At 34.7% G+C, this 26,217-nt stretch carries 43 protein-coding genes; 2 read left to right on the top strand and 41 right to left on the bottom strand.

All coding sequences use genetic code 11. The features are described 5' to 3' along the window. Positions 1 to 4: 4 nt before the first annotated feature. From AC38BG_RS03475 to AC38BG_RS03460, 4 genes are read right to left on the bottom strand one after another with little or no spacing between them, the layout of a single operon-like run. The gene (locus AC38BG_RS03475; RefSeq protein WP_489937775.1) at positions 5 to 676 is read right to left on the bottom strand and encodes a 2,3-bisphosphoglycerate-dependent phosphoglycerate mutase; all 672 of its coding nucleotides are present in this window, start codon (positions 674 to 676) and stop codon (positions 5 to 7) included. Further along, entirely contained in the window at positions 673 to 843 is a 171-nt protein-coding gene (locus AC38BG_RS03470) for a DUF308 domain-containing protein (protein ID WP_489937774.1), read from the bottom strand. The genes AC38BG_RS03475 and AC38BG_RS03470 overlap by 4 nt, the downstream gene beginning before the upstream one ends. A 10-nt stretch (positions 844 to 853) precedes the next feature. Next, positions 854 to 1,744: a cation diffusion facilitator family transporter gene (locus tag AC38BG_RS03465; protein WP_489937773.1), complete on the bottom strand. Its 891-nt coding sequence runs from the start codon at positions 1,742 to 1,744 to the stop codon at positions 854 to 856. 60 nt (positions 1,745 to 1,804) lie between these two features. Beyond that, positions 1,805 to 2,485 (bottom strand): histidine phosphatase family protein, encoded by a 681-nt coding sequence (locus tag AC38BG_RS03460; RefSeq protein WP_489937772.1) that lies wholly within the window; start codon positions 2,483 to 2,485, stop codon positions 1,805 to 1,807. A gap of 148 nt (positions 2,486 to 2,633) precedes the next feature. Between AC38BG_RS03460 and AC38BG_RS03455 the strand changes: the two genes are divergently transcribed. Both AC38BG_RS03455 and AC38BG_RS03450 read left to right on the top strand, forming a co-directional pair. Then, positions 2,634 to 3,212: a DJ-1 family glyoxalase III gene (locus AC38BG_RS03455; protein ID WP_489937771.1), complete on the top strand. Its 579-nt coding sequence runs from the start codon at positions 2,634 to 2,636 to the stop codon at positions 3,210 to 3,212. 108 nt (positions 3,213 to 3,320) lie between these two features. Beyond that, positions 3,321 to 5,279, top strand: coding sequence for a TraX family protein (locus tag AC38BG_RS03450; RefSeq protein WP_489937770.1), 1,959 nt, complete (start codon positions 3,321 to 3,323; stop codon positions 5,277 to 5,279). Between the two features lie 27 nt (positions 5,280 to 5,306). Here AC38BG_RS03450 and AC38BG_RS03445 read toward each other — a convergent pair whose 3' ends face one another. From AC38BG_RS03445 to fusA, 37 genes are all read right to left on the bottom strand, one after another. After that, positions 5,307 to 5,441, bottom strand: a complete 135-nt coding sequence (locus tag AC38BG_RS03445) for a hypothetical protein (RefSeq protein WP_489937769.1) — start codon at positions 5,439 to 5,441, stop codon at positions 5,307 to 5,309. A 285-nt stretch (positions 5,442 to 5,726) separates the two neighbouring features. Further along, positions 5,727 to 6,122 carry a 30S ribosomal protein S9 gene (gene rpsI, locus AC38BG_RS03440; protein WP_489937768.1) on the bottom strand — a complete coding sequence of 132 codons (396 nt, stop codon included), beginning with the start codon at positions 6,120 to 6,122 and terminating at the stop codon, positions 5,727 to 5,729. An 11-nt stretch (positions 6,123 to 6,133) separates the two neighbouring features. Further along, positions 6,134 to 6,577 (bottom strand): 50S ribosomal protein L13, encoded by a 444-nt coding sequence (rplM, locus tag AC38BG_RS03435; protein WP_489937767.1) that lies wholly within the window; start codon positions 6,575 to 6,577, stop codon positions 6,134 to 6,136. A 101-nt stretch (positions 6,578 to 6,678) separates the two neighbouring features. Further along, entirely contained in the window at positions 6,679 to 7,470 is a 792-nt protein-coding gene (gene truA / locus AC38BG_RS03430) for a tRNA pseudouridine(38-40) synthase TruA (RefSeq protein ID WP_489937766.1), read from the bottom strand. After that, entirely contained in the window at positions 7,470 to 8,267 is a 798-nt protein-coding gene (locus tag AC38BG_RS03425; protein WP_489937765.1) for an energy-coupling factor transporter transmembrane component T family protein, read from the bottom strand. The genes truA and AC38BG_RS03425 overlap by 1 nt, the downstream gene beginning before the upstream one ends. After that, positions 8,260 to 9,123, bottom strand: a complete 864-nt coding sequence (locus AC38BG_RS03420; RefSeq protein WP_489937764.1) for an energy-coupling factor transporter ATPase — start codon at positions 9,121 to 9,123, stop codon at positions 8,260 to 8,262. Before AC38BG_RS03420 ends, AC38BG_RS03425 begins: the two co-directional genes overlap by 8 nt. Next, positions 9,099 to 9,953, bottom strand: coding sequence for an energy-coupling factor transporter ATPase (locus AC38BG_RS03415; protein ID WP_489937763.1), 855 nt, complete (start codon positions 9,951 to 9,953; stop codon positions 9,099 to 9,101). Before AC38BG_RS03415 ends, AC38BG_RS03420 begins: the two co-directional genes overlap by 25 nt. Positions 9,954 to 10,131: 178 nt before the next feature. Continuing rightward, positions 10,132 to 10,515, bottom strand: a complete 384-nt coding sequence (gene rplQ, locus AC38BG_RS03410) for a 50S ribosomal protein L17 (protein WP_489937762.1) — start codon at positions 10,513 to 10,515, stop codon at positions 10,132 to 10,134. A gap of 24 nt (positions 10,516 to 10,539) precedes the next feature. Beyond that, positions 10,540 to 11,481: a DNA-directed RNA polymerase subunit alpha gene (locus AC38BG_RS03405; RefSeq protein ID WP_489937761.1), complete on the bottom strand. Its 942-nt coding sequence runs from the start codon at positions 11,479 to 11,481 to the stop codon at positions 10,540 to 10,542. A 45-nt stretch (positions 11,482 to 11,526) separates the two neighbouring features. Then, positions 11,527 to 11,916: a 30S ribosomal protein S11 gene (rpsK, locus tag AC38BG_RS03400; RefSeq protein WP_489937760.1), complete on the bottom strand. Its 390-nt coding sequence runs from the start codon at positions 11,914 to 11,916 to the stop codon at positions 11,527 to 11,529. A gap of 28 nt (positions 11,917 to 11,944) precedes the next feature. Next, complete coding sequence (gene rpsM, locus AC38BG_RS03395; protein WP_489937759.1) at positions 11,945 to 12,295, bottom strand: 30S ribosomal protein S13; 351 nt, start codon at positions 12,293 to 12,295, stop codon at positions 11,945 to 11,947. A gap of 30 nt (positions 12,296 to 12,325) precedes the next feature. Continuing rightward, positions 12,326 to 12,442, bottom strand: coding sequence for a 50S ribosomal protein L36 (gene rpmJ, locus AC38BG_RS03390; RefSeq protein ID WP_005721621.1), 117 nt, complete (start codon positions 12,440 to 12,442; stop codon positions 12,326 to 12,328). Between the two features lie 11 nt (positions 12,443 to 12,453). Next, positions 12,454 to 12,675 (bottom strand): translation initiation factor IF-1, encoded by a 222-nt coding sequence (infA, locus tag AC38BG_RS03385; RefSeq protein WP_489937758.1) that lies wholly within the window; start codon positions 12,673 to 12,675, stop codon positions 12,454 to 12,456. A gap of 74 nt (positions 12,676 to 12,749) precedes the next feature. After that, positions 12,750 to 13,403, bottom strand: coding sequence for an adenylate kinase (locus tag AC38BG_RS03380; protein ID WP_489937757.1), 654 nt, complete (start codon positions 13,401 to 13,403; stop codon positions 12,750 to 12,752). Between the two features lie 9 nt (positions 13,404 to 13,412). After that, positions 13,413 to 14,708: a preprotein translocase subunit SecY gene (secY, locus tag AC38BG_RS03375; RefSeq protein ID WP_489937756.1), complete on the bottom strand. Its 1,296-nt coding sequence runs from the start codon at positions 14,706 to 14,708 to the stop codon at positions 13,413 to 13,415. Continuing rightward, positions 14,708 to 15,148: a 50S ribosomal protein L15 gene (gene rplO / locus AC38BG_RS03370; protein WP_489937755.1), complete on the bottom strand. Its 441-nt coding sequence runs from the start codon at positions 15,146 to 15,148 to the stop codon at positions 14,708 to 14,710. Before rplO ends, secY begins: the two co-directional genes overlap by 1 nt. A 26-nt stretch (positions 15,149 to 15,174) precedes the next feature. After that, complete coding sequence (gene rpmD / locus AC38BG_RS03365) at positions 15,175 to 15,360, bottom strand: 50S ribosomal protein L30 (RefSeq protein ID WP_489937754.1); 186 nt, start codon at positions 15,358 to 15,360, stop codon at positions 15,175 to 15,177. A gap of 10 nt (positions 15,361 to 15,370) precedes the next feature. Continuing rightward, positions 15,371 to 15,886 (bottom strand): 30S ribosomal protein S5, encoded by a 516-nt coding sequence (gene rpsE, locus AC38BG_RS03360; RefSeq protein WP_489937753.1) that lies wholly within the window; start codon positions 15,884 to 15,886, stop codon positions 15,371 to 15,373. 18 nt (positions 15,887 to 15,904) lie between these two features. Next, complete coding sequence (rplR, locus tag AC38BG_RS03355; RefSeq protein ID WP_489937752.1) at positions 15,905 to 16,267, bottom strand: 50S ribosomal protein L18; 363 nt, start codon at positions 16,265 to 16,267, stop codon at positions 15,905 to 15,907. Positions 16,268 to 16,290: 23 nt separating this feature from the next. Further along, positions 16,291 to 16,821 (bottom strand): 50S ribosomal protein L6, encoded by a 531-nt coding sequence (gene rplF / locus AC38BG_RS03350; protein WP_489937751.1) that lies wholly within the window; start codon positions 16,819 to 16,821, stop codon positions 16,291 to 16,293. Between the two features lie 27 nt (positions 16,822 to 16,848). Continuing rightward, positions 16,849 to 17,247, bottom strand: coding sequence for a 30S ribosomal protein S8 (gene rpsH / locus AC38BG_RS03345; RefSeq protein WP_489937750.1), 399 nt, complete (start codon positions 17,245 to 17,247; stop codon positions 16,849 to 16,851). Between the two features lie 25 nt (positions 17,248 to 17,272). Continuing rightward, positions 17,273 to 17,458 carry a type Z 30S ribosomal protein S14 gene (locus AC38BG_RS03340; RefSeq protein WP_489937749.1) on the bottom strand — a complete coding sequence of 62 codons (186 nt, stop codon included), beginning with the start codon at positions 17,456 to 17,458 and terminating at the stop codon, positions 17,273 to 17,275. Positions 17,459 to 17,472: 14 nt separating this feature from the next. Further along, positions 17,473 to 18,015: a 50S ribosomal protein L5 gene (gene rplE, locus AC38BG_RS03335; RefSeq protein WP_489937748.1), complete on the bottom strand. Its 543-nt coding sequence runs from the start codon at positions 18,013 to 18,015 to the stop codon at positions 17,473 to 17,475. Between the two features lie 15 nt (positions 18,016 to 18,030). Beyond that, on the bottom strand, positions 18,031 to 18,342 hold the full coding sequence (gene rplX, locus AC38BG_RS03330) for a 50S ribosomal protein L24 (RefSeq protein WP_489937747.1): 312 nt from the start codon (positions 18,340 to 18,342) through the stop codon (positions 18,031 to 18,033). Positions 18,343 to 18,363: 21 nt separating this feature from the next. Further along, on the bottom strand, positions 18,364 to 18,732 hold the full coding sequence (rplN, locus tag AC38BG_RS03325) for a 50S ribosomal protein L14 (protein ID WP_489937746.1): 369 nt from the start codon (positions 18,730 to 18,732) through the stop codon (positions 18,364 to 18,366). A gap of 32 nt (positions 18,733 to 18,764) precedes the next feature. Continuing rightward, on the bottom strand, positions 18,765 to 19,031 hold the full coding sequence (gene rpsQ / locus AC38BG_RS03320; RefSeq protein ID WP_489937745.1) for a 30S ribosomal protein S17: 267 nt from the start codon (positions 19,029 to 19,031) through the stop codon (positions 18,765 to 18,767). Between the two features lie 23 nt (positions 19,032 to 19,054). Continuing rightward, the gene (rpmC, locus tag AC38BG_RS03315; RefSeq protein ID WP_489937744.1) at positions 19,055 to 19,252 is read right to left on the bottom strand and encodes a 50S ribosomal protein L29; all 198 of its coding nucleotides are present in this window, start codon (positions 19,250 to 19,252) and stop codon (positions 19,055 to 19,057) included. Then, positions 19,242 to 19,682 (bottom strand): 50S ribosomal protein L16, encoded by a 441-nt coding sequence (gene rplP / locus AC38BG_RS03310; protein WP_489937743.1) that lies wholly within the window; start codon positions 19,680 to 19,682, stop codon positions 19,242 to 19,244. The genes rpmC and rplP overlap by 11 nt, the downstream gene beginning before the upstream one ends. Continuing rightward, positions 19,682 to 20,356 (bottom strand): 30S ribosomal protein S3, encoded by a 675-nt coding sequence (gene rpsC, locus AC38BG_RS03305; RefSeq protein ID WP_489937742.1) that lies wholly within the window; start codon positions 20,354 to 20,356, stop codon positions 19,682 to 19,684. Before rpsC ends, rplP begins: the two co-directional genes overlap by 1 nt. 11 nt (positions 20,357 to 20,367) lie before the next feature. Then, a complete protein-coding gene (gene rplV, locus AC38BG_RS03300; protein WP_489937741.1) occupies positions 20,368 to 20,721 on the bottom strand; it encodes a 50S ribosomal protein L22 in 354 nt (117 codons plus the stop codon). An 18-nt stretch (positions 20,722 to 20,739) separates the two neighbouring features. Then, positions 20,740 to 21,027: a 30S ribosomal protein S19 gene (rpsS, locus tag AC38BG_RS03295; protein ID WP_489937740.1), complete on the bottom strand. Its 288-nt coding sequence runs from the start codon at positions 21,025 to 21,027 to the stop codon at positions 20,740 to 20,742. Between the two features lie 21 nt (positions 21,028 to 21,048). Beyond that, positions 21,049 to 21,885 carry a 50S ribosomal protein L2 gene (gene rplB, locus AC38BG_RS03290; RefSeq protein ID WP_489937739.1) on the bottom strand — a complete coding sequence of 279 codons (837 nt, stop codon included), beginning with the start codon at positions 21,883 to 21,885 and terminating at the stop codon, positions 21,049 to 21,051. Positions 21,886 to 21,902: 17 nt separating this feature from the next. Continuing rightward, positions 21,903 to 22,202: a 50S ribosomal protein L23 gene (gene rplW, locus AC38BG_RS03285; RefSeq protein WP_489937738.1), complete on the bottom strand. Its 300-nt coding sequence runs from the start codon at positions 22,200 to 22,202 to the stop codon at positions 21,903 to 21,905. Continuing rightward, positions 22,202 to 22,819, bottom strand: a complete 618-nt coding sequence (gene rplD / locus AC38BG_RS03280; protein WP_489937737.1) for a 50S ribosomal protein L4 — start codon at positions 22,817 to 22,819, stop codon at positions 22,202 to 22,204. Before rplD ends, rplW begins: the two co-directional genes overlap by 1 nt. A gap of 14 nt (positions 22,820 to 22,833) precedes the next feature. Further along, positions 22,834 to 23,463 carry a 50S ribosomal protein L3 gene (rplC, locus tag AC38BG_RS03275; protein WP_489937736.1) on the bottom strand — a complete coding sequence of 210 codons (630 nt, stop codon included), beginning with the start codon at positions 23,461 to 23,463 and terminating at the stop codon, positions 22,834 to 22,836. A 26-nt stretch (positions 23,464 to 23,489) separates the two neighbouring features. After that, positions 23,490 to 23,798 carry a 30S ribosomal protein S10 gene (rpsJ, locus tag AC38BG_RS03270; protein WP_489937735.1) on the bottom strand — a complete coding sequence of 103 codons (309 nt, stop codon included), beginning with the start codon at positions 23,796 to 23,798 and terminating at the stop codon, positions 23,490 to 23,492. A 307-nt stretch (positions 23,799 to 24,105) separates the two neighbouring features. Beyond that, the gene (gene fusA, locus AC38BG_RS03265; RefSeq protein WP_489937734.1) at positions 24,106 to 26,199 is read right to left on the bottom strand and encodes an elongation factor G; all 2,094 of its coding nucleotides are present in this window, start codon (positions 26,197 to 26,199) and stop codon (positions 24,106 to 24,108) included. Positions 26,200 to 26,217: the final 18 nt, after the last annotated feature.

The raw sequence follows: 26,217 nt of genomic DNA, 5'->3' as shown, positions 1-26,217 counted from the left end.
CATATCATAATATTTCTTTGTTGGTAATATTCATTTTAGAATCAAATTCATAAATTATTGGTTCTGCATTGGGCACTTCTAATTTAACAATATCTTCATCACTTATATTTTCAATCTTTTTAATTAACGCACGCAAGCTAGATCCATGCGCAACAATTAGCTGATCTTGACCTTGCACTAATCTACTTGCAATATGATCATAATAATAAGGCATTAAGCGATTTTGAGTTTGGTGCAAACTTTCTGCACGTGGCATTAATTTAGGATCACATAATGCATACCTCCTATCAATTGCTGGAGAACCTTGCATTGGTGGCACTGCATCAAATCCTCTGCGCCATTTTAATACTTGTTCGATACCAAAGACTTTGCGTGAAACATCTTTATTAATGCTGCGCAATGCTCCATAATGTCGTTCATTTAAACGCCAAGTTTTAGTAATTGGAACATCCAAAAAATTGCCTACTTCAGCAATTATATTGGCTGTAACAATTGCTCTAGACAATACGGAAGTATGAATATGAGTTGGTGTAAATGAAATATTTTTAATTAATTGGCCAGCAATATTTGCTTGCATTATACCCTTTGCACTCAGTGCCGCATCATTCCATCCAGTATAGACATTAGCTGCATTTGCTAAGCTTTCACCATGTCTTACTAAAATTAACTTCGTCATCTTTTACCTATAACTAAAACTACAATTCCTGTAATAATAAATAATATCCCTAAAAAAACAAAAGGTAGACTTCTTTTTTTAGCCGTTTTATTTCTATTGATTGCATAAGCTATATCGTATATTCCAACAGCTAAAACTAACAGCCCTGTCCACATACTTATTTGCATATTCATTCTCCTAATCTGTCTTAGTTGGTGCAATCAAGTTCTCATCAAGTCCACGTTTACATTCAACTTGTAAAGTTACATGACTAATTCCTAGTTGCTGTTTCAATTTTAAGGCAATTTTTTGATATAGATTTTCAAAATTACCTATAGTTGTATCACCTGCAACATTAATATGTGCATCTAACATTATAGTATTATCACTATATTTCCACACATGAACATGATGGACATTTTCTACTTGTGGAAAACTCAAAATAATTTCATTTATCTTACTTAAGTCTATATTAGGATTAGCTTCCATCAAAATATTGGTGGCTTTTTTAACAATACTGAAAGCCTCTTTTAAAATAAATAAAGATACCAGCAAAGTTAAAACTGGATCAAGCCAATTGATATGCCAAATTGAAATAATAATTCCACCGACTACTACGATAACACTAGATAACGCATCAGACATCATATGTAAAAATGTCGCTTTAACATTTAAACTATCATCAGCATCTTTATGCATTGCAAACATCGAAATTCCATTTGCAATTAACCCAACGGTTGCTACCCACAACATTAATTGACCTTGAATTTTACTTGGATTAGAGAATCTTTGGATTGCTTCTACTAGTAAAACAATGCTAATCACAATTAGAATAATTCCATTAGTGTAAGCAGCTAGTGTCTCTGCTCTTTTATATCCAAAAGTTTTATTTTTATCACGTTGTTTTTGACCAATTAATTGAGCAATAAATCCCAAAATAATTGCACCAACATCACCAAGATTATGTACAGCATCAGACAATAATGCTAATGATCCAGAGATTGCACCACCAATAAATTCTACTATCGTAATAATAATATTCAGAGTTGTGACTTCAAAATAACGAACTGTAGTCTTTTTTTGATTCATAACATAATCTATCCCTTCAAAAATTAGTGTACCAAAAAAGTCTCACATTTGCAGTGAGACTTATAGATTATTTGCATTTACGTTATAATCAACAATTTCAAAACTGCCATTATTATGCAATATCCCACGTGATACACTGCCATTATCAGGAAAAGCAATATCATGAAAACCATCACTTTTAATCCAATATTTGATTCCTAGAGTTTTGATAAAATCTCCATGAGTTACAAGTAAAACTCGATTTTCATCATGGGTAATTTCTTTTAATTCTTTAATAGCCTTAACCATTCTAGTATCTAATTCTTCAGAATTTTCTGCTAAATGACGTGGATCTGCTTTTTTGGTGGCTTCTCTAAATTCGCTAATTCCGATGTGATTAATTATTTTCATCACATTACTTTCTTTTTTCATCCCTGCAGCAACACTAACTTGATCCCATGTTTGATTAATATCATCACCTTCAAAAGTTCCAAAAAATACTTCTCTAAATTCAGGTAGCTTCCTAATTTTGCCAATAGTAGATACTTCGTTGGCATCTTTCATTAGATGAACTGTATCAATAGCTCTTTTTAAATCAGATGAATACATATTATCAAAATGTGTTTGAGACAGAGCTTTTGCAGTAACTTTTAAATCATTAATTCCTTTAATTGTTAGTGGTGAATCAGCCCAGCCTTGAACTTTATTTAACTGATTAAACATTGTTTCACCATGTCTTACTAAATATACTTCAGTTGCCAAATACTTCACCTCTCAAAAAAATAATCATAACATTAATTTTATCATGTACTAACACACTTATAAACACAAATGATTTATATGCTTAACTTTATGAATTTAATGAAAAAATAAAGTAAAATAGAAGTGATTCAAAGAAAGGATGATAGATATGCCAAAAATTGCGGTTATTTTTGCTAATGGCTTTGAAGAAATTGAGGGTTTAGCCCAAGTAGACATCTTCAGAAGATTGCGTATTGATACTGATGTAATAGGGTTAACTGACTTAGAAGTTACTGGAACACATGATATTACTATCATTGCTGATAGATTACTTGATGAAAAAATACTAGATTATGACTTTGTATCACTTCCTGGAGGCCAACCTGGAGCAAATAATTTACGTGATAGCAAAAAATTAGGTCAATTATTAGAATTGCGCCACCAAAAAGGCTTATGGAATGGTGCAATTTGCGCAGGTCCATTGGCATTAGCTAAGTTTGGATTATTGAAAAATACAGAATTTACTTGTTTTCCAAATGTTGATCAAGAAATTTTGCATGATGAACCAACAGCTAAATTTAAAGAAGATATGGTTGTAGTTGATTCCAATCATCATATTATTACTAGTCGAGGTCCTGCTACTGCGATGGCTTATGCATATAAGATTGCAGAAGTTTTAGGAATTGATACTAAAGAAGTAAAAAAGGCAATGTTATACGATTATTTAGCTAAAAATATTAATAAATAATTTTCAAAACACATAATTATTGCAAAAAAGTAATTATGTGTTTTTGTGTGTAATAATTGCGACATATTACAGTGCTATAATATCAATATTAACTTATGAGGTATTATTATGGTCAAAAAACGAAGTTGGCTCAACTTATTTCCAATTTTATTAATTTTAGGATTAATAATCGGAAGTGTTAGTAATTTAATTTCCAAACAAAATCTAAAATTAACTGGCTTAGTAATCACAATACTAGGGCTTATTTTTTTGTTGCATCCCATTATCAAACCTTTTATTCAAAAACTAACTTCTAAACAAATTAATTGGTTAATTGGAATGACTCTTGCAATTATCATTATTGTACAATTAATAATCTTGAATTATTTTTCAGCAAGTGTTTATCATGATCCTTTTAGAGTGTTATATCAAGCAGAATTGCTCAGTCGCAATATTTATAAGTGGAATCATACTTCCTATTTTTTCCGCTACGCTAATAATGTACCTATCGCAATTTTATTATCTTATTGGTTGCGTATAACTAACTTATTTAGTTTAACCACTAATACTTCTTTTCATGTCTTATCAATACTAATTTTGGATAGTTTCATTATTATCAGTATTAATCTATTCAAAAAAAATAATCATGCTAATGAATATATCATCTGGCTATTACTGTTTTATCTTGTAACGCCTTTTGCATACACTTATTATTTGCAAGTTGTCTATACTGATCTGCCTATCTTATTTGCTTTATTACTTAGCTTTATTATTTTAAAAAATTGGCATGAATATTCTGCTAAGAAAAAAGTTATCAATGGGTTTTTATTATTTATTTTAATTTTATTAGGACAATTGATTAAAGCAAATCTAATAATTTTAGCTGTAGCTATAATTATCGTGCTCTTTTATTTGTTGATAGCAGATAGAGTCAAATTAAAGGCATTATTAGTTCCTATGCTAGTAATATTGCTAGCTTTTGCATCATCAATTCCTACTAACAATTTACTCCAAAATTCTACACAATATTCTACTAACAACAAATATGCCTTTCCAACAATGCATTGGATTAATATGAGCTATTCACCTAGTACTCAAGGAGTTTATAACAATAGTGATGTTGAAACACTGTTAAAATTACCATCTAAATCAGCTCGACAAAACTATTTAAACACAGCTTTTCCACAAAGATTACATAAATTAGGTTTTTGGGGCATTTTAGATCAGTGGTATCACAAGTGCGCCACCATTTTAAATGTCGATACTTTCCAGCATGATTATACTGGTGGCTATATTCAAGCGCCTACTTTTTATCAAAATCACAAGTTGATTTTCAGTCATTCAGGCGAAGTTTTATTTAGGGTAGGATTTATTATTATCTTTTTAGTTGGGATGTTTAGTTGTCTAAAAATCATTAAAGACAATATTGTTAATCCAATAACATTGCTCGCAGTTATTACTGCAGTTGGATATTTAGTATTTCATACATTTTTATGGGAAGCAGAAGACCGTTATGGACAACCAATTTTTGCATTATTATTGATTATTTTGTCGCAGACTAATTTATCACTACATTTAAATCCTATAAGAAAAAAATTGTATTATTTGATATCTATTTTACTCATGTTATTTGGAGCAGGCGTAGCGTTGTTAACCAAGCCTAAAGTCACACACGCTAGAATGGTCGTTGCAGCTCAAAGAAGCCAATTATCTGATCAATATGATGCAAAGCCCGCCATTATTAAACCAAGAACTATTATCAAACAAAAAGTGAGATTAAACCATGCTGCAGATCGAGTTACTTTAATAGTGCCAACAACAGCTACCAAAGTTAAAATTCAACTACTAGATTTAAAAAATGGCAAATCATATGCAATTAAGCCAGAAATAAGTGGTTATGCAATCTTGAATCATTTTCTAACAAAAGGTGAATATGAATTTGTGATTAGTAATCTGCAACCTTCATCCCAGCAAATGATTATTACTAAAACAAAGGGCTATGTTTTAGCGCAACCTCTAGTAATCAATGGTAAATATTATCCATATCAATCATTAGTTTACACATTTAGTGAGTTGATTAAGGAGTAAATATATAATTTATTTTTATCAATCATTTTACTTAGCTTCATCTTTATCAGATGAGGCTTTTTTTATTGGTTTAAAAAATTCAAATTTACTTAAAGGTGCATGTCCCCACTTAGAATTACTATATAAAATGGATTCAACTTTAACAATATCTTTTAAAGGCATAGTTAATTTTCTTTCTCTTTAGCAAGTTTTTTTCCATTTTATCCATAAATTTGTCACTGTACAGAAACTATGAATTCTTTTCATTATAAATGATTGGCATTAGATTATTTACAATTTTCAGTAGTTTAAATATCATTATTCTCTTCAATTTATTCTAATGCAAGCAAAAAAGCACTCGCAAAATATGCGAATGCTTTAAGTCGTTTTAGTTTCCTATAGCAGTGACCATAGGTGACCAATTGAAGTTTCCAAAACGTTGATATAACAACTTTTCGAAAATAAATATTAACGTTTTGAGAATTGTGAAGCTTTACGGGCTTTCTTCAAACCTGGCTTCTTACGTTCCTTCATTCTTGGGTCACGAGTTAAGAAACCAGCCTTTTTCAATGGGCTACGGAAATCAGGATCTACGTCTAACAAAGCACGTGCAATACCTAAACGAATTGCACCAGCTTGACCTGAGAATCCACCACCATTAACATTAACTTCTACATCATATTGACCTTCAGTTTCAGTTAATGTCAAAGGTTGCTTCAAATCTTTAACCAAGTTAGGGAATGGGATGTATTCAGTTACATCTTTAGTATTTACAGTAATCTTACCGTTACCTGGTACTAAACGAACGCGGGCAACAGAATCTTTACGACGACCAGTTCCAGCATATGCTGCTTGTTGTGCCATTATTTAACCTCCTAGATTAACTTATTAATGTCTAATTGTTCAGGCTTTTGTGCTTCATGTTTATGTTCTGCATCAGCATATACATGTAATTTCAAGAATTCTTGGTGACCAAGAGTATTCTTTGGAAGCATACCTTTAATTGACATTTCAACTAATTTAACAGGATTATTAGCAAGTAATTCACCTGCTGGTGTAGCCTTCAAGCCACCACGCCATGCAGAATGGTGGTAGTAAATCTTATCAGTATGTTTCTTACCAGTAAGTTTTAACTTAGAAGCGTTAATAATAATAACGTTATCACCAGTATCTACATTTGGTGTATATTGAGGCTTATTCTTACCTCTTAAAATAGTGGCAGCAGCAGTTGATAAACGTCCTAACGCAATATCAGTTGCATCGATAATATACCACTTACGTTCAATTTCACTAGTTTTTGCTAATGGTGTAGTACGCAATTTAAATTCCTCCGTTTTTGGGTAGTTTGACAAACAATAAGTTTCCGGGGCCTACCGTGGACAAACATACTTAATTAGAATACGCCGAAATCATGTCTATGTCAATTTTTTTGAAGATCGATTCGATATTTTTGGGGAACCTCATCATAAAAAACTTTATATAAATATAAACCATTCGGTTGCGCAGTTTGTCTTACTTGTTGCCGATCTTTAGCTAGTATTACTCTTTGCAGATCATGGACGGGGCGTCGTTTATTTCCAATTTCTAATAAAGCAGCAACCATTATCCTAACCATATTGTATAAAAAACCACTGCATATAAAATCAAAGACAATTTCATTATCATCTTGTTTTGCCCAGACATTGACATAATACATCGTTCTAACTTTATCAATTATCTGACCTCCACTTGCGGCAAAACTCGTAAAATCATGTGTCCCTAATAAATCTTTACTGGCTTCTTGCATTAATTTGATATCAAGTGGATATGGATAATGCCCAGTGTAAAACCTTTTAAACGGATTAACAAAATGATCCAAATTTACAATATAGCGATACCATTTTCCTTTAGTTGAATATTGAACATGAAAATTTTGATCAACGATTTCACTTTCTTTAAAAATAATATCAGTTGGCATCATTGAATTAAGTGCCAATAACATCTTATTGGCAGGAATTTCTTTATTAGGATAATCAAAATGAATTATCTGCCCTAATGCATGTACCCCAGTATCTGTACGCCCAGATCCATGGACAATCACACGTTCACCCTTAGTCATTTTCATTAATGCCTGTTCAACAGTGCCTTGCACAGTTCTTTGATTAGGCTGTTTTTGAAATCCATGAAAAAGATGACCATCATAGGCCATCATCATTTTGTATCTAGTTGTCATTATTTCGTCCTAAATAAAACTAATAAAATTGTTAATAATACAAAGTATCCTAAATTGATCAAATCATATTTTGACCATTTTAAAACTCGATATCTGGTTCTACCGCTACTTCCTTGATATCCGCGCGACTCCATTGCCGTAGATAAATCTAACGCAATTTCTAATGAATTGATAAATAATGGAACTAATAGTGGCACAATAGCCTTTCCACGATCAATTAAATTTCCATCATTGAAATCAGCTCCACGTGCTCTTTGGGCATCCATTATTTTGGTAGTTTGGTCAAATAAAGTTGGCACAAATCTCAAGGCAATTGACATAATTAATGCAATTTCAGCTACAGGAAGTTTTACTATTTTTAATGGAGTTAATATCCACTCCATCCCATCTGCAATTTCTAAAGGTTTTGTTGTCAAAGTCATTACAGTTGATATGATGATAATAACAGTAAATCTAATAAAAATATAAATACTATTTACAATGCCATAAGATGAAATAACAAATATACCCCACTGCCAATAAACATGTCCTCCGCCAGTAAATAGCATTTGAAGTAAAGCAGTAAATAAAATTAGCCAAATAAAAGGCTTAATTCCATTCCAAAATGTTTTTGTTGGTAATTTAGTAGCTACCATAGCTAATATACTAAATAATATTGCAATAGTATAAGTTTGCCAGTTATTAGCTAAAAATATAACTACAATAAATAAAAACGCAGCTAATAATTTTCCTCTAGGATCCATTTTGTAAATTATTGAATCACCTGGTATATAGCGTCCTATAATGATTTTACTCACCAATTTCACCTTCTATGTTTTTCACAATTGCAGTTGTTAATTGATCTAAAGTAATTGGTTTTTTTTCAAAAATAAAACCTTTTTGACTTAAATCACTAGCATATTTAGCTGCTATCGGTTCATCTAAATGATGCTTTTTTAACCAATCAGAATCTTTAAATATATTTTCTGGTGTGTCATGTTTAATTAACTTTCCATTTTCCATAACCAAAACATCATTTGCATAATTGGCAACATCTTCCATATTGTGTGTAACCAAAACAATAGTATGTCCTTGTTTTTGATAATCTTCAAATATTGACATTATCTCCTTGCGACCTTGCGGATCTAGTCCTGCTGCGGGTTCATCTAAGCACAATATTTCTGGCTCATACGCCATAACACCTGCCAATGCAACGCGCCTCATTTGTCCACCTGATAATTCAAAAGGTGACTTTTCAAAAACAGTAGTTGGCAATCCTACTTTTTTAGCCCATTTTATGGACATTTTTTCAGCATTACTTTTTGAATATCCAAAATTATTAGGTCCAAATTCAATGTCTTTCAAAACTGTACTTTCAAATAACTGTGATTCTGGAAATTGGAAAGCTAATGAAACTTTCTTTCTCAGGCCTTTTAAATGTTTATTAGAAGTTTTAGAATTAATTTTATATCCTGCTACCTCAATTTGCCCAGAAGTTGGTTTTAATAATGCATTGAACATCTGCGTTAATGTAGATTTACCACTACCAGTATGTCCAATAATGGTTATAAATTTACCAGCTTTGAGCTCAAAACTAACATTCTTCAATGCTTTTGTTTCTAAACTAGTGCCTGGCATATATGTATAACTTACATTTTTGAATTTAATTGCCATAATTTCTCTTCCAACTTTGCTTTATTATCTATTGTGTTATCAATTTGAATTCCATGATCATTTAATTGCTGTATTAATTGATACTCAAATGGCATTTCTAGTCCACTTTGCTTTATCAATTTTGTATTTTGAAATATTTTATTAGGAATATCTTTTGCAACTAATTTTCCATCATTTATCACCATAATTTGATCAGCTATGTTTGCTTCATCAATATCATGTGTAATGGATAATATGGTTAAATGTTCTCTTTTTTGCATTTGCCGTATTAAGTCTAAGATGCGTTTACGTCCTTCTGGATCTAACATAGACGTTGATTCATCTAAAATTATAATTTTAGGCTGAACTGCTAAAATTCCTGCAATTGCAATTCGCTGCTTTTGACCACCAGATAAATTTTCTGGCTCAGCATCCTTGTATTCCAACATATCAACTTTTTTAAGGGCATCATCAACCATTTTTAGCATTTTGGATCTAGACACTCCAAGATTTTCTAATCCAAAAGCTACATCATCAGCAACCGTCGCACCAACAAATTGATTATCAGGATTTTGAAATACAATACCTAATATTTGACGAATTTTCCAAACATTCTCTTTATTTAATGATATTCCATCAATAATTATTTGAGGAGGTTCCTCTTCATTTTTGTCTGGTACCAATAACCCATTTAATAATCTTGTCAATGTAGATTTGCCACTACCATTATGCCCTATAATAGATGTCCAAGTTTGTCTTTTTATGCTAAATGTTAAATCCTTAATAGCAGGAGATTTTGTATCAGTATATGTAAAGCTTACATTTTTTACTTCAATAATGTTATTTTCCATCTGAGTACCTCAAATTTATAAACATATTGATATTTTACCAAATTTTGTAAAAAAGCATAAAAAAAATCATCCATGGAGAGGGATGCTTTACATCTAAGCTAGACTTGGCATTAAACCATCATCATCACGCTCATGCTCACTTCCATGAATAATTCTTAATAGCTATTAAGTTAAATGATTAAACTAATTCTAGAATAACCATAGGTGCTGCGTCACCTTTACGTACATTAGCCAATTTCATAATTCTAGTGTATCCACCATTACGATCTTTGTAACGAGGTGCAATATCACTAAACAATTTTTGTAATGCAGATTTTACAACAACTGCATCTTTTTCTTCTTGAATATCAGCAACTTCATTACGTACAAATGCAGCAGCTTGTCTTCTTGCGTGCAAGTCTCCACGTTTGCCTAAAGTGATCATCTTTTCAGCAGTTTTACGGATTTCTTTTGCACGTGCTTCAGTTGTAACAATACTTTCGTTGATGAATAATTGTGTAGTCATTTCACGAAGCATTGCTTTTCTATGTGCACTGTCGCGTCCTAATTTACGATATGCCATTAGTTTGCCTCCTTATAGCGAACTTTAATCATCATCACGTAGATGTAATCCAAGTTCAGCGAGTTTGTTTTTAACTTCTTCCAATGATTTACGCCCTAAATTACGTACATGCATCATATCAGATTCAGTCTTATCAGTTAAATCTTGAACTGTATTAATGCCCGCACGTTTCAAGCAGTTGTATGAACGAACAGAAAGATCTAGCTCTTCAATTGACATTTCAAGCTTCTTTTCTTTCTTATCAGATTCTTTTTCAACCATAACTTCGCCACCAAAATCATCTTTAGATTCAGCTGTTTCAAAAATCTTGAAGTGCTCAATCAATATTTTTGATGCGAAACTGAGGGCGTCACTAGGTGTGATTGAACCGTCTGTCCAAACTTCTAAAGTCAATTTATCAAAATCATCGCGTTTTCCAACGCGAGTACTTTCAACTTGATAATTAACCTTCTTGATTGGCAAAAATAGTGAGTCTACAGGTATAACTCCTATAGGCATATCCTCTGTTTTATTTTCACTAGCTGGAACATATCCGCGACCTGTCTTAACAGCAATTTGCATATGCAAATGTCCGCCTTTGGCAATGGTACAAATATATTGATCAGGATTTAAAACAATGATGTCTGGATCAACTTTTAAGTCAGCAGCAGTTACAGTAGCTGGACCTTCAACATCAATCTCAACAATTTTCTCTTCTTTTGATAAAGACTTTAAATCTAGTTTTTTCAAATTTAAGATGATTTTTGCGACATCTTCCTTTACACCAGGAATCGTAGAAAACTCATGCAAAACGCCATCAATTTGGATGTAAGAAAGTGCCGTACCTGGAATTGAAGTTAATAAAACACGACGAAGTGAATTACCTAATGTAGTTCCAAAACCTCGTTCCAGTGGTTCGACAACAAATTTACCATAAGTTTTTTCTTGATCAACTGTGGTAATATTTGGTTTTTCAAATTCAATCATTACTGGGCCCCTTTCAAAACGTAATGTCCTCGACAATATACGGAATTAGACACGACGACGTTTTGGTGGTCTAGAACCGTTGTGTGGTACAGGTGTTACATCACGAATTGCTGTGATTTCCAAACCAGTTGCTTGAAGGGAACGAATTGCTGCTTCACGACCAGCACCAGGTCCTTTTACAGAAACTTCTACATGTTTCATTCCTTGATCCATTGATGCTTTTGCTGCAGCTTCAGCAGCCATTTGTGCTGCAAATGGAGTAGATTTTCTACTACCCTTGAAACCTAATGCACCAGCTGAAGACCATGCAACGGCATTTCCTTGAGCATCTGTAATCATAACTAAAGTATTATTAAATGTTGAATGAATGTGTGCAACACCATTTTCAACATGTTTCTTAACACGACGTTTACGTGTTGTCTTATTTGCTGCCATTAATAAACCTCCTATGTTGTAGTTTTAATTAACGGTTTCTCTTAGAACCTTTACGTGTACGGGCATTGTTCTTGGTATTTTGCCCACGAACTGGCAAGCCACGACGATGACGAATTCCACGATAAGAACCAATATCAACTAATCGTTTGATATTCATACTTATTTCACGACGTAAGTCACCTTCTACACGATACTTATCAACTTGAACACGGAGTTTCTCTTGGTCTTCAGGTGTTAAGTCCTTTGAACGAATGTCTTCAGAAACACCCGCATCTTCACAAATTTTCTTTGCAGTAGCTTCACCAATACCATAAATATATGTAAGAGCTATTACTACTCGTTTATCTCTTGGTAAGTCTACACCAGCGATACGTGCCATTTAATGCACCTCCTATATTTACTTTTAATATTAACCTTGACGTTGTTTGTGCTTAGGATTTGCTGAGCAAATCACCATAACACGACCATGTCTCTTAATAACCTTGCAATGTTCACACATTGGCTTAACAGATGGTCTAACTTTCATGTTTGCCTCCGTTACTTAATAAATCTATATGTAATTCTACCCTTAGTAAGATCATATGGTGATAATTCAACCGTTACTCTATCGCCAGGTAGAATTCGAATATAATGCATTCTAATTTTACCAGATACATGAGCCAATACAGTTGCCCCATTTTCTAGTTCGACTTTAAACATAGCATTAGGTAAGGTATCAACTACCTTACCTTCTACTTCAATGACGTCATCTTTTGCCAAAGTTTTTTCTCCTCCGGAATTAAAACAGTCATACTTTCAAAGTATATCACGTGAATTTAAATATACAAAATATATTAATTCTTGCTCAATATTTTATCAATTTCTTCAAAAACAACTTCTGGTTTTTGATTACCATTTACTACAGAAAGAATTCCTTCTTTTTTGTAATAATCACGTAATGGTGTATTCATTTTTTCATTGACTCTTAGACGATTCTTCACAACTTCTGGTTTATCGTCTTCACGTTGATAAAATTCATGTCCACCGCAGCGATCACAAGTACCTTCAATCTTAGTTGGATTAGAAATTTTATTATATGTCGCACCACAATTTTTACACATGTATCTTGCTGATAATCTATTAATTAAAACTTTTTCAGGTACATCCAATGCAATTACATTGGTTAAAGGTTTATCTAATTTATTAGTGATTTTATCGAGCATTTGTGCTTGAACCACTGTTCTAGGAAAACCATCCAAAATATATCCGTTAGATGTATCTGGATTAGCTAATCTTTCTTCAACAAGTTTTGCCGTAACCTCATCTGGAACAAGATCACCTTTATCAATATACTTCTTTGCTTCCAAACCAACGGGCGTTTTGTTAGCCATTGCTTCTCTAAACATATCTCCCGTTGAAATATGTGCAAGATGATATTTATCAACAATTCTTTCAGAAACTGTTCCTTTTCCAGCCCCTGGCAATCCCAATAAAATTAAATTAATCATTAAATACACCTATCTTATAAATCCAACATATTCACGTTTCATCAATAATCCATCAATTTGGCGCCATAATTCAAGTACAACACCAATTACAATTAATAAACTAGTACCACCAAGACCAATTGAGCTTGGTAATCCCCAAAGATTAGTTGCTAATTGAGGAATCAATGCAACTAATCCTAAAAATATCGCACCAACTGTGGATAATTTCATCAATAATTTAGAAATATATTCTTGAGTATCTTTACCTGGCCAAACGCTTGGAATATATGCACCTTGTTTTTGCAAATTTTCTGCTAACTTTTCAGGATTTACTTGAACAAATGCATAGAAGAACGTGAATAATATAATTAGCAAAGTATAAATTATTGCACCTGGAGTAGTTTGTAAACTGAAGATTTCAGTAAGTACTTTGTACCATTGTTGATCTCCCTGAGTTCTCTGAAATGCCATCAAAATTGTTGCTGGCGTAATAATAAATGAACTCGCAAAAATTACAGGAATAACACCAGAAACATTTACTTTTAATGGTAGAAAACTTTCAGATCCACTAACAGCAGCTCTTCTAGTATATTGAATGGGTACGCGTCTTACGGCTTGTTCAACCCATGTTACGAGTTGAGTTACTATTAAAATTGCAATGATTACTCCGATGAAGAACAATATACCTCTCCAACGATCATTATCGCTCGCATTTAAAATTGACTCTTTAAATATTTGATAAAGACCATTTGGTAATCTTGCGATAATGCCCGCAAAAATAATTACTGAAACACCATTTCCTAATCCCTTATCAGTGATTTCGTCACCGAGCCAAGTTAGTAACATAGTACCAGCAGTCATAATGATAGCAATTTCAATATATGTTTGTGGAGTTTGATTTTTTACTAGCCCCATCTGAGTCAACACATTAAATCCAAGAGTAATACCTATGCTTTGAACAAAGGCAACTACCAAAGTAAGATATCTTGTAACTTGATTAGTTTTTCTTCGTCCAACTTCACCTTGCTTACCCCACTCTACAAGTTTTGGAACTATATCCATTTGCAATAATTGAATAACAATTTGTGCGGTAATATAAGGCGAAACCCCAAGTGAAAAGATTGAATAAGTATCCAATCCACCACCACTCACAGTATCAAGCATAGGAACTAAACCTGTTTGAGCAACTTGGGTGATCGCCTTAGCGTTGACACCAGGCACTGTAATATTTGCACCAATACGGTATAACAACAAAATAAAGAGAGTAAAGAAAATTTTATTTCTTATTTCTTTATCTTTAAAGGCGTTCTTCAAGGTCGTGAGCATTAAATCACCTCAACTGTTCCACCAGCAGCTTCTACTGCTTCTTTAGCAGCTTTTGAAACTTTGTTAAGTTTAATATTAACTTTTACTTTAACCTCACCATTAGCTAGTAATTTAATACCATCTAATTCTTTTTTGATTAATCCAGCTTCTTTAAGACTTTCAACAGTTATGTTGCTACCATCTTCAAATTTGTTTAAATCATTTAAGTTGATTATTGCATATTCTTTGCGGTTAACATTATTGAATCCACGCTTAGGCATAGTTCTGAATAGTGGCATTTGTCCACCTTCAAAGCCTAAACGAGTATGTCCACCTTGACGAGCCAATTGACCTTTTTGTCCACGGCCAGATGTTTTACCATAACCACTTGAAGTTCCACGACCAACACGTTTTCTATCGCGACGTGAACCTACGGCAGGTTTTAATTCATGAAGTTTCATTAATTCAGCACCTCCTCTTTAAAGTTTTATTTATTAACTTCTTTTACAGAAATTAAGTGAGCGATTTTCATCAATGCACCCCTGGTAGCAGAACTATCAGGTAATACTACTGTACTGTTAACTCGGCCTAATCCAAGTGACTTAACAATTTCTCGTTGACTTGGAATGCGATGAGCAGCACTTCTAATTAAAGTAATCTTTAAATCAGTCATTTAGTCTCTCCTAATCTTGTAAGCTCTTAGCTGATTCGCGAAGCTTCAGAATTTCTGAACGAGTCTTCAACTTCTTTAAGCCATCAATTGTGGCACGAACAACATTAATAGGTGTATTAGATCCTAGTGACTTGGAAGTTACATCAGCAATACCTGCCATATCCATAACAATACGTACGGCACCACCAGCAGCAACACCAGAACCAGCTTCAGCTGGTTTTAACAAAATATTTCCTGAACCGAAGTGACCGATTACTTCATGTGGAATAGTTGTTCCAACAGTAGGAACATTAATCATGTTCTTCTTTCCTGCTTCTACAGCTTTACGGATTGCTTCTGGGACTTCTTGAGCTTTACCAGTACCAAAGCCTACACGGCCTTTTTTGTCACCGACAACTACAAGTGCAGCAAATCTCATCCTGCGACCACCCTTTACAACTTTGGTGATTCGGTTTACAGCAACTAATTGATCTTCAATTTCGTCATTATTTCTACGTTCTCTACGAGAATCGTTGCGGTTTGCCATTAGTTATATTCTCCTTTCCTAGAATTCTAATCCGTTTTCACGTGCTGCATCAGCTAATGCTGCAATACGACCGTGGTATAAGTACCCACTTCTATCAAATACAACACTAGTGATGTTCTTTTTCTTTGCAGCTTCAGCAATTGATTTACCAACTGCTTTAGCTTGTTCGATACTGGTACCTTCTTTAGAAGACACACCTTTATCTAAAGTTGAGGCACTTGCGAGCGTAACACCCTCTACATCATCAATTAATTGAGCGTAGATGTTTTTATTTGAACGAAAAATACTTAAGCGTGGGCGCTCAGCAGTACCAGAAATTTTACCACGAATACGTTTATGACGCTTTAAGCGTAACTTATTTTTATCTGGTTTTGAAATCACAATTTCACCTCAAAAATTAATTATTATTTACCAGTTTTACCTTCCTTACGACGAACATGTTCATCGGTGTAACGGATACCTTTACCTTTATATGGTTCAGGAGGTCTAACTGCACGAACTTCAGCAGCAAATTGACCAACCATTTGCTTTGAGATACCATCAATCTCAATATCTGTAGCAGATGGAGTTTTTACTTCAATACCTTTAGGCAATTCAAATTCAACTGGATGAGAATATCCAACATTTAGCACAAGCTTGTTACCTTGTGCTTGAGCACGATATCCAACCCCAATAAGTTTTAATGTCTTTTTATAGCCATTAACTACACCTTCAATCATATCTGCAAGATTTGCTCTTTCAGTACCATGAAGTGCTTTATCATTGTCATTTGAACGGGTGAAATGAATTTCACCATCTTTTTGTTCAAATTTAATTGTGGGATCAAAATATCTTGTTAATTCGCCCTTAGGACCTTTAACAGTAATATCATCACCTTTTTTGGTAACGGTGACACTGTCAGGGACGTTTATAACTTTAAAACCAATACGGCTCATTAATTATGTTCTCCTTTCTGTCGAAAATTACCAAACATAGGCGATAACTTCGCCACCAACATTCTTTTGTCTAGCTTCTTTATCGGTAATAACACCAGCAGAAGTTGAAACAATAGCAATGCCAAGGCCATTTAAAACTTTAGGTAAGTTTTCTGCACTTACATAATTTCTTAGACCTGGTTTTGAAATACGTTTTAAACCTGAGATGACTCTCTCACCATCAGGAGTGTACTTCAAAAAGATCTTAATGATACCTTGTTTATTATCATCAGTAACTTCGTAATCACGGATGAAACCTTCTTGTTTAAGGATTTCAGAAAGTGATTTTTTCATTGTTGATGCAGGCACTTCAACAGAATCATGTTTTGCCATATTGGCATTTCTAATTCTAGTCAAGTAATCTGCAATGGGATCAGTCATGACCATTTACGCATTCCTCCTTACTTGTAAATTACCAACTAGCCTTTTTAAGACCAGGGATTTGACCTTTGTGTGCCAAGTCTTTAATACAAATGCGGCATAAACCAAACTTGCGATATACAGAATGTGGACGACCACATCTTTCACAGCGAGTATATGCTTGAGTTGAAAACTTAGCAGGACGATGATTTCTAACTATTTGAGATTTCTTAGCCATTAAAGTCCTCCAAATTATTTTGCAAACGGAAAGCCAAACTGTGTCAATAGCTCACGAGCTTCTTCATCAGTCTTAGCTGTAGTTACAATAACAATATCTAATCCACGAGTACGATTTACTTTGTCAAAATCAATTTCTGGGAAAATTAATTGTTCTTTGATACCCAAAGTATAATTACCACGACCATCAAATGAACGGGTAGATACACCACGGAAGTCACGAACACGTGGTAATGATACATTAATTAACTTGTTTAAAAAATCATACATCTTATCACGTCTAAGTGTTACTTTAGCACCAATTGACATACCTTCACGTAAACGGAAGTTAGCAATTGATTTCTTAGCTTTAGTAATTAAAGGCTTTTGACCAGAAATTAATGTTAATTCTTCAACTGCTTCATCTAAATTCTTAGCATTGGAAACTGCGTCACCAACACCCATGTTCAAAACAATTTTATCGATTTTAGGAATTTGCATTACTGATTTGTATTCGAATTTTTTTGCCATTGCAGGTGCAATTTCATTTTTATATTGTTCTGCTAAACGATTTGCCATTTAAATCCTCCCTTCCTACTTATCAATAGTTTTTCCGCTAACCTTAGCGAAACGTACTTTTTTACCATCTACAACTTTATAACCGATTCTAGTTGCCTTGCCAGTTTCAGGGTCAATAAGCATAACGTTAGATGCATTAATTGATCCTTCACTTTCAACAACACCACCATTGTTATTAGTTTGTGAAGGTTTTTCATGTTTTTTGATTTTATTGATACCTTTAACAACTACACGATTATTTTTAGTATCAACGGAAATAATATTTCCTTCTTTGCCTTTATCTTTACCAGCAATAATTTTAACTTTGTCGCCTGTCTTTACGAACATCAGAGCACCTCCCTATTAATTCTATAAAACTTCAGGAGCCAAAGAGACGATCTTCATGAAATCGTGCTCACGAAGTTCACGAGCAACAGGTCCAAAGATACGTGTTCCTCGAGGGCTCTTATCTGCGTTAATTACAACAGCAGCATTTTCGTCAAACTTGATGTAAGAACCATCCTCACGACGTGCGCCAGATTTTGTTCTTACAATAACTGCTTTGACAACATCACCTTTTTTGACAACGCCACCTGGTGTTGCTTGTTTAACAGCTGCAGTGACAATATCACCGATATTACCATACTTACGCTTAGAACCACCAGCAACTCGGATAACTAGAAGTTCTCTAGCACCTGAATTATCAGCGACTTTCAAACGAGTTTCGTTTTGAATCACTATGTAATCCTCCCCTCAATTAAATCCGCAAATTAAACGCGTTTTTTAACAATCTTCATAAGACGATAACGTTTCGCATGAGATAATGGACGGGTTTCCATGATACGAACAGTATCGCCAACTTTAGCTTCATTATTTTCATCGTGTGCGTAATACTTTTTGGAGTATTTTATACGCTTTTTGTATACTGGGTGATTTTTGTATGTATCAACAACAACTGTAATTGTTTTTTCCATTTTGTCAGAAACCACACGACCTTGATATACGTGACGACGATTTCTTTCGTTTGTTTCGCTCAAGTTAATAACTCCCTTCCATTAATTTAATTTTGCTTCAATGCTTCTTCGCTAAGAATTGTCTTAATTCTTGCGATATTTTTGCGAACTTTTCTCAAGCGAGCGGTGTTCTCTAATTGACCCGTAGCTTGTTGAAAACGTAGATTGAAAAGTTCTTCTTTATATTGCTTTTCTTTTTCTAACATTTGATCAGTGGTTAATGCTCTGATATCTTTAGCCTTCATTAGATTCGCCACCTACTTCCGAACTTTTAGTTACAAACTTGCATTTGATTGGTAGCTTAGTTGAAGCAAGTCTTAACGCTTCACGCGCAACTTCTTCAGGTACGCCACCTATTTCAAACATAATCTTTTCGCGTTTTACTACAGCAACCCATCCTGCTGGTGCACCTTTACCAGATCCCATACGTACACCTACACCTTTAGCAGTGTATGATTTTTGTGGGAAGATTCTGATCCAAACTTTACCTCCACGTTTCATGTAACGAGTCATCGCAACACGAGCGGCTTCGATTTGTCTATTGGTAATCCAGTGGGATTCAAGTGCCATCAAACCGTATTCACCAAATGCGATAGTCTTTCCACCTTTGGCAGCGCCACGCATTTTACCACGGAATTCACGACGGTGTTTTACACGCTTTGGTATTAATGGCATTACTTGTTTCCTCCTTTCGATTTGTTAGAATTAGGCTTATTTTTACGACCAGGTAAAATTTCACCACGATTAATCCAAACCTTAACTCCAATTTGACCATAAGTAGTCAATGCTTGTACCCAAGCATAATCAATATCTGCTCTCAAAGTTTGAAGAGGTACACTACCTTCTGTGTGCCATTCTCTTCTTGCCATATCAGCACCATTTAAACGACCAGCAGTTTGTACTCTGATACCTTTTGCATTGGCACGCATAGATCTTTGAGTAGCTTGACGAGTAGCACGTCTAAAAGCAACACGAGCTTCCAATTGACGCGCAATACCTTCACCAACCAATTTAGCATCTAAATCTGGTTTCTTGATTTCAATAATATTAATATGAACTTGCTTATTAGTCATAGCAATAAGTTCTTTTCTTAAAGCTTCAACTTCAGCTCCACCCTTACCGATAACCATTCCTGGTTTAGCAGTGTGAATAGAAATATTAATACGGTTTGCTGCACGTTCAATTTCTATAGTTGAAACAGATGCATCTTGTAACTTTTTATTAATAAACTTTCTTACACGGATATCTTCATTTAAAGTATCTTTGTAGCCTTTGTCAGCATACCATTTAGCTTCCCAATCACGAATAACACCGAGACGGAAACCAATTGGGTTAATCTTTTGACCCATTATTTACCTCCCTAATCGTTCTTTTCTGAAACGACAACAACTACGTGACTAGTTCTTTTGTTAATTGGTGAAGCCATTCCCTTAGCGCGGGGACGGAATCTCTTCAATGTAGCACCTTCATTAACGTAAGCTTCAGAAACGTAGAGGTTTGCACTTTCAAGATCGTAATTATGTTCTGCGTTTGCTATTGCTGAACGCAAAACTTTTTCAACGATTGGAGAAGCAGCTCTAGGCGTAAATTCTAGAATTGCTAATGCTTCAGCAACGCTTTTACCGCGAATTAAATCGATAACTAAACGTGCTTTTCTTGCAGCAATTCGAACTGTTCTTGCTTCAGCTCTAGCTGAAGTTATTTGTTCTGCCATTTAGATATTCTCCTTCCTCTAATTTGCAGCAGTAGTTGCTTTATCAGCATTAATTTTATGACCATGGAAAGTTCTAGTTGGAACAAATTCACCCAACTTATGACCTACCATATCTTCAGTGATATATACTGGTACATGCTTTCTACCATCATATACAGCTATAGTTAACCCAACAAAAGAAGGGAAAATAGTTGAACGACGTGACCAAGTTTTAATAACTTGTTTCTTTTTAGCGTCTTCTTGTGCTGCAACTTTCTTTAATAAATGTTCATCAGCAAATGGACCTTTTTTAATACTACGGCTCATTAATAAGTACCCTCCTTACTGTTAGTTGTTACCTTTACGGTGACGAATGATTAACTTCTCACTAGCCTTCTTAGTATTTCTAGTCTTAACACCACGTGATTTTTTACCCCATGGAGTCATTGGTTGAGGACGACCTACAGGAGCCTTACCTTCACCACCACCATGTGGGTGATCGTTAGGGTTCATAACAGATCCACGAGATTGAGGACGTTTGCCTAACCAACGCTTACGACCAGCTTTACCTAATTTAATTAATGAGTTTTGTTCATTACCAACAACACCGATAGTTGCACGAGCTGTAGAAATAATCTTACGAACTTCTCCACTTTGCAATCTAACAAGTGTATATTTACCATCTGAGCCCAAAACTTGTCCTTCGGCACCAGCACTACGTACTAATTGACCACCTTTACCAGGTCTTAATTCAATATTATGAATTGAAGTACCTGCAGGAATATCAGCTAATGGTAATGCATTACCTGGTTTGATATCTGCTTGAGAACCAGACTCAACGATATCACCAACTTTTAAGCCTTTAGGAGCTAAAATGTATGTCTTAATACCGTCGGTATAATGTAACAATGCGATATTTGCAGTACGATTTGGATCGTATTCAATTGCTTTTACAATTGCTTTTGCATTATCTTTATTACGTTTGAAATCGATAATACGATATTTTTGCTTATGACCGCCGCCACGGTGTCTTACAGTAATATGTCCATAAGAGTTACGACCTGCAGTATGTGACTGAGATTCAACTAAACTACGTTCTGGAGTAGTTTTAGTGATTTCTGCAAAGTCAGAAGAAGTCATATTGCGTCGACCGTTGGTGGTTGGCTTATACTTTTTAATCGCCAATTGACTAACCTCCTATATTAATCTTTTTTATCTTCATTAGCGAAGATTTGAATGTCATTTGAATCTTGAGTTAAAGTAACAATTGCTTTTCTACGACGAGCTGTTTTACCAGTATATCTACCAACACGCTTGTCTTTACCACGAACATTCATGATATTAACTTTTGCAACTTTAACATTGAAGATTTCTTCTATGGCATTACGAACTTGTGTCTTGGTAGCAGTTAAAAGCACATCAAAAGTATACTTTTTAGCATCCATCAAATTCGTTGACTTTTCAGTAACAACTGGTCTTAAAATGATGTCATGTGCATTCATTATGCCAAAACCTCCTCAATTCTTGTAACTGCATCTTGAGTCAAGACAAGCTTGTCATAGTTAACTGCATCAACAACATTTAAGCCATTGACAGGAACAACTTTAACATTTTTTAGGTTACGTGCAGATAGCATAGTGTTTTCGTCATCAGTAACAACTAAAACTTTGTTATCAATATTCAAATTACCTAAAACGGCTTTAAATTCTTTAGTCTTTGGTGCAGAAAAAGTTAATTTATCTACTACGATCAAATCATTATCAATGACTTTTTGTGACAATACTGATTTGATTGCTAAACGACGAGCTTTACGAGCCATGTTATATGCGTATGAACGAGGTGTTGGTCCAAATACAACACCACCGCCTCTCCATTGAGGGGATCTGATAGAACCTTGACGAGCACGGCCAGTACCTTTTTGTTTCCAAGGTTTCTTACCACCACCACGAACAGCAGATCTATTCTTAACAGCAGATGTTCCATGGCGCATTCCTGCTCTTTGACGCATAATCGCTTCAAAGACTACAGATTCATTTGGTTCAATCCCAAAAACTTTTTCATTTAAAGCAACTTTACCAGCATCTTTACCATTTTGATCGATTACTTTTAAATCAGCCATTTATGTCCTCCTTCCTATTTTTCAGCCTTTGCAGCAGATTTTACAACTATTAATGAGTTCTTTGCTCCAGGAACGTTTCCTTTAATCATCAAAACATTCTTGTCAGCAACTACTTTTTCGATTACTAAGTTTTGAATAGTAACAGTTTTAACACCCATATGTCCAGGTAATCTCTTACCCTTAGGTACACGGTTAATAATTGAACCCATTGAACCTGGAATTCTGTGATATCTTGAACCGTGTGTTTCAGGACCTCTTGATTGGCCAAAACGTTTAATGTTACCTTGGTAACCATGACCTCTTGAAGTACCAGTAACGTCTACAACGTCACCTTCCTTAAATGTATCCGCAGTTACTTCTTTACCTACTTCGTAGTCCTTAAGCTCAACTCCGCGGATTTCACGAATGAAGCGCTTAGGCGAAGTCTTTGCTTTATCAGCATGACCCTTTTCTGGTTTGTTGCTCAAAACTTCACGTTTATCTTGATATCCAAGTTGTACTGCTTCATAGCCATCTGATTCAACTGTCTTAACTTGCATAACAACGTTAGGGGTTGCTTCGACTACAGTAACTGGAACAAGGATACCATCTTTAGTGAAGACTTGAGTCATACCAACTTTTCTTCCTAAGATTCCTTTGGTCATGTTTACACCTCCATATTTCTATAAAATTAAAGTTTGATCTCGATATCTACACCACTTGGTAGATCTAGCTTCATTAATGAATCAACAGTTTTAGGTGTTGGATTCAAAATGTCGATTAAGCGCTTGTGTGTGCGCATTTCGAATTGTTCACGAGAGTCTTTGTTCTTATGTGGAGAACGAAGAACTGTGTACAATGTTCTTTCTGTTGGAAGAGGAACTGGACCCGAAATTTCAGCACCTGTTCTCTTAGCAGTATCGACAATCTTAACAGCAGATTCATCGAGAATACCGTGTTCGTAAGACTTTAGTCTAATACGAATTTGTTGACTTGCCATTAAATTACCTCCTTGGCGTCTCTTTATTAAAGATGACTAGCTCCGCAAAAATTACCGACCATCCATCGTGGCAATGCATCCGGGTGTGCCGCAACCTTTTGCATCCTAGCTATAACAAATATTGTACGAGAGTATACTATACCCCTTTAAAATCGCACAAATATTATTGTACTTTGTAAAAGCATAAATAGCAAGCTTTTTACTACTTTTTTTATAAAAAAAGAGATATTGGATTTACCAATACCTCGATTAAAATAAATATATTTTAAATTTAATTTAATAATTTGAGATTTTCTTTTCTGAATTACTATTCAGCGTTTCCGCCACGTTTTTTAATGATGTCAGCTTGAATAGATTTTGGAGTTGGTGCATAGTGATCAAATACCATTGTAAATGTACCACGACCTTGAGTTGATGAACGTAATGTAGTTGCATAACCAAACATTTCAGCTAATGGAACCATAGCGTTCAAAATCTTAGCACCTGAGCGATCTTCCATACCATCCATATTACCACGACGAGCAGTAATTGAACCCATTACATCACCTAAGTATTCTTCAGGAGTTGTAACTTGAACTTTCATGATAGGCTCTAAGATTACAGCACCAGCTTTAGGAGCTGCATTTCTTAATGCAAGAGATGCAGCAACTTTGAAGGCAGCTTCACTAGAGTCGACTTCATGGTAACTACCATCATATAACTTAGCTTTAACATCAATTAAAGGATAACCTGCAAGAACACCATTTTGCATAGCTTCTTGTAAACCTTGGTCAACTGCTGGAATAAATTCACGAGGAACAACACCACCAACGATAGCATCTTCGAATTCGTAACCTTTACCTTCTTCATTTGGAGTAAAGTCGATCCAAACATCACCATATTGACCCTTACCACCTGATTGACGGATGAACTTACCTTGTGCTTTAGCTTCCTTAGTAAAGGTTTCACGGTAAGCAACTTGGGGTTCACCAATAGTTGCTTCAACACCAAATTCACGCTTCATACGTTCAACTTGAATATCTAAGTGCAACTCACCCATACCAGCGATCAATGTTTGACCAGTTTCAGGATTAGTTTCTGCTTTAAAAGTAGGATCTTCTTCAGTAAGCTTTTGAAGAGCAACATCAAGTTTATCACGGTCAGCTTTTGATTTAGGTTCAATAGAAACTTGAATAACTGGGTCAGGAATTTGCAAACTTTCCAAAATTAAAGGATGGTCTGGATCAGTCAATGAATCACCAGTTGTAGTGTTCTTCAAACCAATAGCACCTGCGATATCACCTGAGAACACTTCAGGAATTTCGTTACGAGTATTGGCGTGCATTTGAAGCAGACGACCAACACGTTCACGAGTATTCTTTGAAGCATTCAATACGTATGAACCAGATTGCATAGAACCTGTGTAAACACGAATAAATGTTAAACGACCAACAAATGGGTCAGTTGCAATCTTAAATGCTAAAGCTGCAAATGGTTTGTTATCATCTGCTAATAATTCAACTTCTTTACCAGTCTTAGGATCTGTTGCAATATAAGGCTTAACGTCAAGAGGTGATGGTAAATAGTCAATAACACCATCAAGCATCATTTGAACACCCTTATTTTTGAAGGCTGATCCAGCAAATACTGGGAAGAACTTCAAATCCAAAGTTGCTTTACGGATTGCTTTAGTTAATTCTTCAGCAGAAATTTCTTCTCCATCCAAATATTTTTCCATAATATCATCATCAACATCGGCTACAGCTTCAACTAATAATTGACGACGTTTCTTTGCTTCTTCAACATATTCATCAGGAACTGGAACAGTATCCCATTTTGAGCCTAATTTATCTTCATCATAGATGTCTGCAACCATGTTGATTAAGTCAATAACACCTTCAAATTGGTCTTCAGCACCAATAGGCATTTGAACTGCATGTGCGTTAGCATTTAGACGTTCGTGCAAAGTTTTAACTGAATAATCAAAGTTAGCACCAATTTTATCCATTTTGTTGACGAAAACAATTCTTGGAACACCATAAGTTTCAGCTTGGCGCCATACATTTTCAGTTTGTGGTTCAACACCTGATTGGGCATCCAAAACAGTTACGGCACCATCCAAAACACGTAATGAACGTTCTACTTCGATAGTGAAGTCAACGTGTCCTGGAGTATCGATGATGTTAATACGGTAGTCTTTCCATTGTGCAGTTGTAGCTGCAGATGTAATGGTAATACCACGTTCTTTTTCTTCATCCATCCAGTCCATTTGGCTATCACCTTCATGGGTTTCACCAATCTTGTGGATTTTACCAGTGTAGTACAAAATACGTTCAGTAGTTGTTGTTTTACCAGCATCGATGTGAGCCATGATACCGATATTACGTGTTTTCTCTAATGAAAATTCACGTTTATTAGCCATAAGATTTTTCTCCTTTTA

It is taken from the genome of Lactobacillus sp. M44, assembly GCF_058130005.1.
The sequence above is the reverse complement of the archived record's forward strand: the minus strand, read 5'-3'. Positions and strand labels throughout refer to the sequence as shown.